Genomic DNA, 7,928 nt, shown 5'->3' with positions numbered 1-7,928 from the left:
GAACTCGCCACGTTCGTCGTCGCCCATGTACACCACGGCGCGACCGTCGTTGGTTTCGGCCAGGGCAGCGTTTTCATGTTTGAAGCGGCCCAGCGCGGTGCGTTTGACCGGCGTCGATTGCGGATCGAACGGGTCGATTTCCACCACCCAGCCGTGGCGGTTGAGTTCGTTGGGATTCTTCGCCAGGTCGAAGCGTGGATCGTGTTGATGCCAGTTGATGTCTTTGCTGGTTGCCACTGCGCCGTAGCGTTTCTGCGCGGCGTCGAATTTTTGCTCGGCATTGCTGCTGCCGAAGCAGTCGGTGAAGTTCTCTTCGCAGGTCAGATAAGTGCCCCATGGCGTTTTGCCGTTGGCGCAATTCTGGAAGGTGCCGAGGACTTTCTTGCCGTGTTTGTCGGCACTGGTTTTCAGCAGGTCGTGACCTGCTGCGGGGCCGCTCAGTTTGATGGGCGCATTACCGTGAATGCGCCGGTTGTAGCGCGAGCCCTGGACGAACTGCCACTGGCCGTTCTTGCGCTGCACTTCGATCACTGACACGCCTTCGCAGGCCAGGGCCTTGCGCACATCTTCCGCCGATTGCGGCATGCCGCCGTGGGGGTAGAGGTAGCGGTAATTGGTGTATTCGTTGTTGATCGCCATCAGCGCCCGGTCTTTGTCACCGGGGAATTCGAACAGGCTCATGCCATCGTTGTTGTCGCCGAACTGGACTTCCTGCGCCTGGGCCGTGCCGTTACCGCTAGGGTCGAATGCCGGGCCATTCTTTTGCAGAGGCTGACCCCAGCTAATCAAAACCGAGGACTTGTAGCCCGGCGGCAGGGTGATGGTATCGGTGGTGGCGGCGGCAATGCTGTCGAAGCCCAACAGCTTGCTGGAACCGGCGCTGACGCTGGCGGCCAGCACGCTGCGACTCAGCAGGTTGCCACCGAGAAACATCGCCGCACCGCAGAGGGCGCCGGCGCTGATGAAGCCACGACGGCTGAGGCCGACCATTTTTTCGAGGTCGGTGGGTTGGTTGTCTTCTAATAGGCTCACATCAGGCTCCCTGCGGGTTTTTGCAGCCACCTTAAGGGCGGTTGATGAAGCTTTTGTTGCAGCGCCTGCAGGCTAGAGCGGTGTACCCAGCAGGATGTTCGATGGCGCGAACTGCACCTGCACCGGTTTACCGGCGGCAAGCCCGAGGTTTTTCAGGTGCAGCGGCTCGGCCAGGGCGCAAAGTGTCTGGCCATTGGGCAGGCCGATGCGCACTTCGCTGGGGCTGTCTTCAGCGTCGAGGATTTCTTCGATCGTGCCCTTCAGGCAATTGTTGCCATGTGTTGCAGCTTGATCGATGCCAAGCAGTTCCAGCCAACCGGCCTTGATCAGTGCGACCACTTCGGTACCCGTTTCCAGCTCCAGGCGCAGGGTGCTGTCGTGAGTGATCTGCGCGTCAATGAGCAAGCCTTCGGCCAGTTCAAGGCGGATCCGGTCGTTGCGCCCCTGTGCATCGATCGCCACGACCTTGCCGTGCAATTGATTGCGCGCGCTGGTTCTGAGCATCAGCCGACCGAGCAAGTCCAGGTCGCTGGCCTCTTCGGCGGCTTCCAGAACCTGAGCCTGCAACGCTTGCAGCTTTTGATACAGGCGCAACACGCGCTCGCCTTCGCTGGACAATTTGGCGCCACCGCCGCCCTTGCCACCAACGCTGCGCTCCACCAGTGGTTTCTGCGCGAGGTTGTTCAGCTCGTCGATGGCGTCCCACGCGGCCTTGTAACTCAGGCCGGCGCTTTTTGCGGCGCGGGTGATCGAGCCCTGTTCGGCGATGTGTTGCAGCAACGCGATGCGCTGCGGACGACGGACAATGTGCTGGGACAACAACGTAGGCAAGGACATGGCAAGGCGCTTTGGGCTGTGGCGATGGATGGGACGTTGGCGACTTGGCGTGCGGGAGTCAAGTCAGGCCCCATCGCCAGGTTTGGGGGTACGGGCCAGGCAGTAGACGTCGACCCGCGTCGCACCCGCCGCCATTAACAGCCGGGCCAGGGCCTGTGCGGTGGCGCCGGTGGTCAGCACATCGTCCACCAGTGCGAAGTGGCGACCTTTGACCGAAGCCTCGGGCGCCAGGGCGAAGGCGTGGCGCAGGTTCTTTTTACGTGCATCGGCATTAAGGTCTTGTTGCGCGCTGGTGTCCTGAGTCCTCACCAATAGCGTTTCATCACAAAGAATGTCGAGGCCGGCGCTGAGCCAGCGGGCGAGCATCGCCGCTTGGTTGAAACCCCGCTGTCGCAGCCGCTTGGGGGCCAGCGGTACCGGTATCAGCACGTCGGGCCGATCCAGATCTTCATCGAAGCGATGTTGCAGGAACTGGGCAAGAAGTTCGGCGAGCAGGCGGCCAAGCGGCCATTTTGCGCTGTGCTTGAAGCGGGTGATCAAACTGTCGACGGGAAAGCTGTAAGTCCAGGGCGCGGCGACTCGCTCGAAGGCTGGCGGTTGTTTCAGGCATTGGACGCACGTCAGGCCGGTGGCGGGCAAGGGCAGGGCGCAGGTATGGCATTGGTCGCCCAGCCAGGGCAGCTCGGTTTCGCAGGCCATGCAGATCGGTATGGTGTCGTCCGCGACCTCTGAGCAGAGCAAACAGGATTGTTTGTTTTTTAACCAGATGTAAACCGGTCCTTCGTATCGTGGTTGACAGTGCATGAGTCTTCCTTAAATATGCCGAACATCCGTGTCGCGTCTGTGGGTATTCCATTCCCCAGTCGCTTGCCAAGCATAACCAAGGAATCGCCCATGAGCGCCAGCACCACTGCCACCCTGCGTCACGACTGGTCTTTGGCTGAAGTCAAAGCACTCTTCGTTCAGCCATTCAATGACCTGCTGTTCCAGGCGCAGACGGTGCACCGCGCGCATTTCGACGCCAATCGCGTCCAGGTTTCCACCCTGCTGTCGATCAAGACCGGCGCGTGCCCTGAAGATTGCAAATATTGTCCGCAGTCGGGTCACTACAACACTGGCCTGGAAAAAGAAAAGCTGATGGAAGTGCAGAAGGTCCTCGAAGAGGCTGCTCGCGCCAAGGCGATCGGTTCGACCCGTTTCTGCATGGGCGCGGCGTGGAAACACCCGTCGGCCAAAGACATGCCTTACGTGCTGGAGATGGTCAAAGGCGTGAAAGCCATGGGCCTGGAAACCTGCATGACCCTTGGTCGTCTCGATCAGGACCAGACCGTCGCCCTGGCCGAAGCCGGCCTGGACTACTACAACCACAACCTCGACACCTCGCCGGAGTTCTACGGCAGCATCATTACCACCCGCACTTACAGCGAGCGCCTGCAAACCCTGGCCTACGTGCGTGATTCGGGGATGAAGATCTGCTCCGGCGGCATTCTCGGCATGGGCGAGTCCCTCGACGACCGCGCCAACCTGCTGATCCAGCTGGCCAACCTGCCAGAGCATCCAGAGTCGGTGCCGATCAACATGTTGGTGAAAGTCGCCGGCACGCCGCTGGAAAATGCCGACGACGTCGATCCGTTCGACTTCATCCGCATGCTCGCCGTTGCACGCATCCTGATGCCGAAATCCCACGTACGCCTGTCCGCCGGTCGCGAAGCGATGAACGAGCAGATGCAGGCTCTGGCGTTCTTTGCCGGCGCCAACTCGATTTTCTACGGCGAAAAACTGCTGACCACCGCCAACCCGCAGGCAGACAAGGACATGCAACTGTTCTCGCGTCTGGGCATCCTGCCGGAAGCCCGCGAAGAGCACGCCGACGAAGTGCATCAGGCCGCCATCGAACAGGCACTGGTGGAGCAGAAGAGCAGCGAGCAGTTCTATAACGCTGCTGTTTAACCCACGCAAAACCCTGTAGGAGCCTGCTTGCTGGCGATAGCATCACCACGGTCTGTCTGATGACCGTGGTGATGCTATCGCCAGCAAGCAGGCTCCTACACTCTGATCTTCGAGGCCTGCATGTCTTTCGATCTCGCCGCACGCCTTGCTGCCCGTCGTGCCGAAAACCTTTATCGCCAGCGCCCGCTTCTTGAAAGCCCTCAAGGCCCGGAAGTGGTGGTCGATGGTCAGCCATTGCTGGCGTTCTGTAACAACGATTACCTGGGCCTGGCCAATCACCCGCAAGTGATCGAAGCCTGGCGCGCCGGCGCGTCTCGTTGGGGCGTGGGCGGTGGTGCTTCGCATCTGGTGATTGGCCACAGCGGCCCGCATCACGCGCTGGAAGAAGCCCTTGCCGAATTCACCGGCCGTCCGCGCGCATTGCTGTTCACCACCGGCTACATGGCCAACCTCGGCGCGGTCACCGCATTGGTCGGGCAGGGCGATACGGTGCTGGAAGACCGGCTCAATCACGCGTCGTTGCTGGATGCCGGTTTGCTGTCCGGTGCGCGTTTCAATCGCTATCTGCATAACGATGCGGCCAGTCTGGCCAACCGCCTTGAGAAGGCCACCGGCAATACGCTGGTGGTCACCGACGGCGTGTTCAGCATGGACGGTGACATCGCCGATCTGCCGGCGCTGGCGCGGGAAGCCAAGGCCAAAGGTGCCTGGTTGATGGTCGATGACGCTCACGGCTTTGGTCCGCTGGGCGCCAATGGCGGTGGGGCCGTCGAGCATTTCGGCCTGAGTCAGGAGGACGTGCCGGTGTTGGTTGGCACCCTCGGCAAGGCGTTCGGTACGGCCGGTGCTTTTGTGGCTGGCAGTGAGGAGTTGATCGAGAGCCTGATCCAGTTCGCTCGCCCCTACATCTACACCACCAGCCAGCCGCCGGCACTGGCCTGCGCGACGCTTAAAAGCCTGGAATTGTTGCGCAGCGAACACTGGCGACGTGAGCATTTGCAGGCGCTGATTCGCCAGTTCCGCCAAGGCGCCGAGCAGATTGGCCTGGAGTTGATGGACAGCTTCACGCCGATCCAGCCGATCATGATTGGCGATGCCGGGCGTGCGGTCCGGCTGTCGCAGATGCTGCGTGAGCGTGGCCTGATGGTGACCGCGATCCGTCCACCGACCGTGCCCGCCGGCAGCGCCCGCTTGCGCGTTACCCTAACTGCCGCTCACAGCGAGGCGCAGGTGCAGCTATTGTTAAATGGACTGGCCGATTGTTTTCAACAACTGGGACCGGAGCCAAGCCATGCGTGATCGTCTGATTCTGCTGCCGGGCTGGGGTCTCGGGATTTCTCCGCTGGAACCCTTGGCGGCTGCCTTGCAAGGCCTGGATGAGCATCTGCGCGTCGAAATCGAACCACTGCCGGAACTGGAATCGAGCAACCTTGAAGAATGGCTCGATGAACTGGATTCGACGCTGCCCCAGGATGCCTGGCTAGGTGGTTGGTCATTGGGCGGCATGCTGGCATCCGAATTGGCGGCGAAGCGCGGTGACCGTTGCTGCGGTTTGGTGACCCTGGCGAGTAACCCTTCTTTTGTCGCCCATGAGCAGTGGTCGAGCGGGATGCCTGGCGAGACCTTCGACGCGTTTCTGGCCGGTTGCAAAGCCGATCCGGGCATGACGTTGAAACGTTTCTCGCTGCTGTGCACCCAAGGTGCCGCAGACCCGCGCGGGCTATCGCGGCTGTTGCTCGCTGGCGCACCGCTTTCGTCTCCATCGGTGCTGATGAGCGGCCTGGAGTTGCTTGCACAGCTGGATACCCGGCAAGCGTTGCAGGCGTTTCGCGGTCCGCAATTGCACTTGTTCGGTGGTCTCGACGGATTGGTCCCGGCCGAAGCGGCGGGGGATTTGCTGGCGCTGCTGCCGGATGTCGAAATCGGTCTGATTGAACAGGCCAGCCACGCGTTTCTTCTGGAAGACCCCCACGGTGTGGCGGGGGCGATTCAGGCCTTTTTGCATGAGTCCGGTGATGACTGATTTGTCCTTTCCCAACCTGCCCGGCGGCTTGCCCGATAAACGCCAGGTAGCGGCGTCCTTTTCCCGAGCGGCGGCGAGCTACGACAGCGTGGCCGAATTGCAGCGCGACGTTGGCAATGAATTGTTGCGTCGCTTGCCGGAGGATTTTGTCCCGGGTCGATGGCTGGACATGGGTTGTGGCACCGGGTATTTCAGCCGTGCGCTCGGTGAGCGTTTTCCTACCGGCAACGGGCTGGCCCTTGATATCGCAGAGGGGATGCTCAATCACGCCCGTCCCTTGGGCGGCGCCAACCATTTCATCGCCGGTGATGCCGAACGCTTGCCGTTGCAGGATTCGACCTGCGACCTGGTCTTCTCCAGCCTGGCGGTGCAATGGTGCGCGGATTTCGCCTCGGTGCTCAACGAAGCGTATCGGGTGCTGAAACCGGGCGGTATTTTCGCGTTTGCTAGTCTGTGTGTAGGCACGCTGTACGAATTGCGCGACAGCTGGCGTCAGGTGGATGGCATGGTGCACGTCAACCGCTTCCGCGAGTTCGGTGTTTACCAGCAGCTTTGCGCGGGCAGTGGCTTGAAGGTCATCAGCCTTGAAACACATCCACATGTGTTGCATTACCCCGATGTCCGCAGCCTGACCCATGAGCTCAAGGCACTCGGGGCGCATAACCTGAACCCCGGTCGGCCGGGCGGTTTGACCGGCAGGGCGCGAATCCTCGGCTTGATCGAGGCTTACGAGCAGTTTCGTCAGGCACAGGGACTGCCGGCGACTTATCAAGTGGTTTACGCCGTGCTGGAGAAACCCTTATGAGCGCAGCCTATTTCATCACCGGTACTGACACCGATGTCGGCAAGACCACCGTCGCCGCAGGTTTGCTGCATGCCGCGCGATTGTCAGGCTTGAGCACAGCGGCGGGTAAGCCGGTAGCCTCCGGGTGTGAGCTGACGCCCAAGGGATTACGCAACGCCGACGCACTGGCACTGCTGGCCGAATGCTCGATACCGTTGACCTACGATCAGGTCAATCCGGTCGCGTTCGAGCCGGCGATCGCACCGCATCTGGCAGCGCGGGAGGCTGGCGTGGCGCTGACCGTGCAATCGTTGCTGGCACCAATGCGGCAGGTTCTCGATCTGCAGGCGGACTTCACCTTGATCGAAGGCGCTGGCGGCTGGCGAGTGCCGTTGGCGGATCAAGACAATCTGTCAGACCTGGCCATGGCGCTGGATCTGCCGGTAATCCTGGTGGTTGGTGTGCGCCTGGGCTGCATCAACCATGCGCTGCTGACGGCTGAGGCAATTGCTCGGGATGGTTTGCAGTTGGCGGGGTGGGTGGCGAACATCATCGATCCGAAGACCTCGCGCCTGGAAGAAAACCTGGCGACGCTGGCCGAGCGCATTCCCGCGCCGTGCCTGGGGCGGGTGCCGAAACTCAAGTCGGTGACGGCCGAAGCGGTGGCCGAACATCTACAGCTGGATCTGCTGGACTGACGTTTCTGGCGTGGGTTTTACCTATGATAAGGCACTGTGCCATTAGTGTTTTTGTCGGGCCTTTTAGCGGCGTGTCTGGTTCAATGGCCGCTGTTGATCCTTTGTAGGACGAGTTCTCCCATGGAAATCTCAGGAAACACCGCTTTCTATGCCGGTCTGAGCACTATTCAGACAGGGCAGAGCCGCGTCGATCAGGCTTCGGGGCAAATCGCCAACAACACCATCGAGCGTTCGGTCACCAGTCAGTCCTCCGAGGTTCAGGTCGATCGTCTGCGCTCGGTAGACCGCAGCCAGCAATCGGATCTGGCCAGCAATGTGGTCGAGATGTCTCAAGGCAAGTTCCAGGTGGAACTTGGCGTCAAAGTCGCCAAGGCCTCCGATGAAATGCTCGGTACGTTGATCGATACCTTCGCCTGATTCCTCATTGAATTCACTACCCCAGCGCCGCGCCTGTTCGCGGCGTTTTTCTGCGTAAGTCCTTCTCCCTCAACTAATCTCTCCTACATGACGTGTTGCTCAATCAACGACGTTGCGCCACTGCGCGCCCAAGATTTTCATAGATCGAAGACGAACGGCAAAAGATCGGCGCTTGACAAGGTTTGGG

The 7,928-nt window shown here is 60.9% G+C and carries 9 protein-coding genes; 6 read left to right on the top strand and 3 right to left on the bottom strand.

Going from position 1 to position 7,928, the window contains the following annotated elements; all coding sequences use genetic code 11:
• The 3 genes from AC1DLB_RS14620 to AC1DLB_RS14610 all read right to left on the bottom strand — a co-directional run.
• The coding region (locus tag AC1DLB_RS14620; RefSeq protein ID WP_477785179.1) for a PhoX family protein at positions 1 to 1,032 on the bottom strand (1,032 nt) is incomplete at its 3' end.
• Positions 1,033 to 1,104: 72 nt separating this feature from the next.
• Positions 1,105 to 1,869 (bottom strand): TOBE domain-containing protein, encoded by a 765-nt coding sequence (locus AC1DLB_RS14615; RefSeq protein ID WP_018928815.1) that lies wholly within the window; start codon positions 1,867 to 1,869, stop codon positions 1,105 to 1,107.
• Positions 1,870 to 1,932: 63 nt separating this feature from the next.
• The gene (locus tag AC1DLB_RS14610; RefSeq protein ID WP_477743647.1) at positions 1,933 to 2,673 is read right to left on the bottom strand and encodes a ComF family protein; all 741 of its coding nucleotides are present in this window, start codon (positions 2,671 to 2,673) and stop codon (positions 1,933 to 1,935) included.
• Between the two features lie 90 nt (positions 2,674 to 2,763).
• Between AC1DLB_RS14610 and bioB the strand changes: the two genes are divergently transcribed.
• The 6 genes from bioB to AC1DLB_RS14580 all read left to right on the top strand — a co-directional run bounded on the left by bioB (position 2,764) and on the right by AC1DLB_RS14580 (position 7,741).
• Complete coding sequence (bioB, locus tag AC1DLB_RS14605) at positions 2,764 to 3,819, top strand: biotin synthase BioB (RefSeq protein ID WP_008008198.1); 1,056 nt, start codon at positions 2,764 to 2,766, stop codon at positions 3,817 to 3,819.
• Positions 3,820 to 3,939: 120 nt separating this feature from the next.
• A complete protein-coding gene (bioF, locus tag AC1DLB_RS14600; RefSeq protein WP_064620799.1) occupies positions 3,940 to 5,118 on the top strand; it encodes an 8-amino-7-oxononanoate synthase in 1,179 nt (392 codons plus the stop codon).
• A complete protein-coding gene (locus AC1DLB_RS14595; RefSeq protein WP_018928818.1) occupies positions 5,111 to 5,842 on the top strand; it encodes an alpha/beta fold hydrolase in 732 nt (243 codons plus the stop codon). The genes bioF and AC1DLB_RS14595 overlap by 8 nt, the downstream gene beginning before the upstream one ends.
• On the top strand, positions 5,835 to 6,647 hold the full coding sequence (gene bioC / locus AC1DLB_RS14590; RefSeq protein ID WP_477743648.1) for a malonyl-ACP O-methyltransferase BioC: 813 nt from the start codon (positions 5,835 to 5,837) through the stop codon (positions 6,645 to 6,647). The genes AC1DLB_RS14595 and bioC overlap by 8 nt, the downstream gene beginning before the upstream one ends.
• The gene (bioD, locus tag AC1DLB_RS14585; RefSeq protein WP_018928820.1) at positions 6,644 to 7,324 is read left to right on the top strand and encodes a dethiobiotin synthase; all 681 of its coding nucleotides are present in this window, start codon (positions 6,644 to 6,646) and stop codon (positions 7,322 to 7,324) included. Before bioC ends, bioD begins: the two co-directional genes overlap by 4 nt.
• A 120-nt stretch (positions 7,325 to 7,444) precedes the next feature.
• Positions 7,445 to 7,741 carry a hypothetical protein gene (locus tag AC1DLB_RS14580; RefSeq protein ID WP_018928821.1) on the top strand — a complete coding sequence of 99 codons (297 nt, stop codon included), beginning with the start codon at positions 7,445 to 7,447 and terminating at the stop codon, positions 7,739 to 7,741.
• The last annotated feature ends 187 nt before the right edge of the window (positions 7,742 to 7,928 follow it).

This window comes from Pseudomonas sp. 05N434 (assembly GCF_056396965.1).
This window is presented reverse-complemented; position numbering and strand designations above follow the sequence as displayed.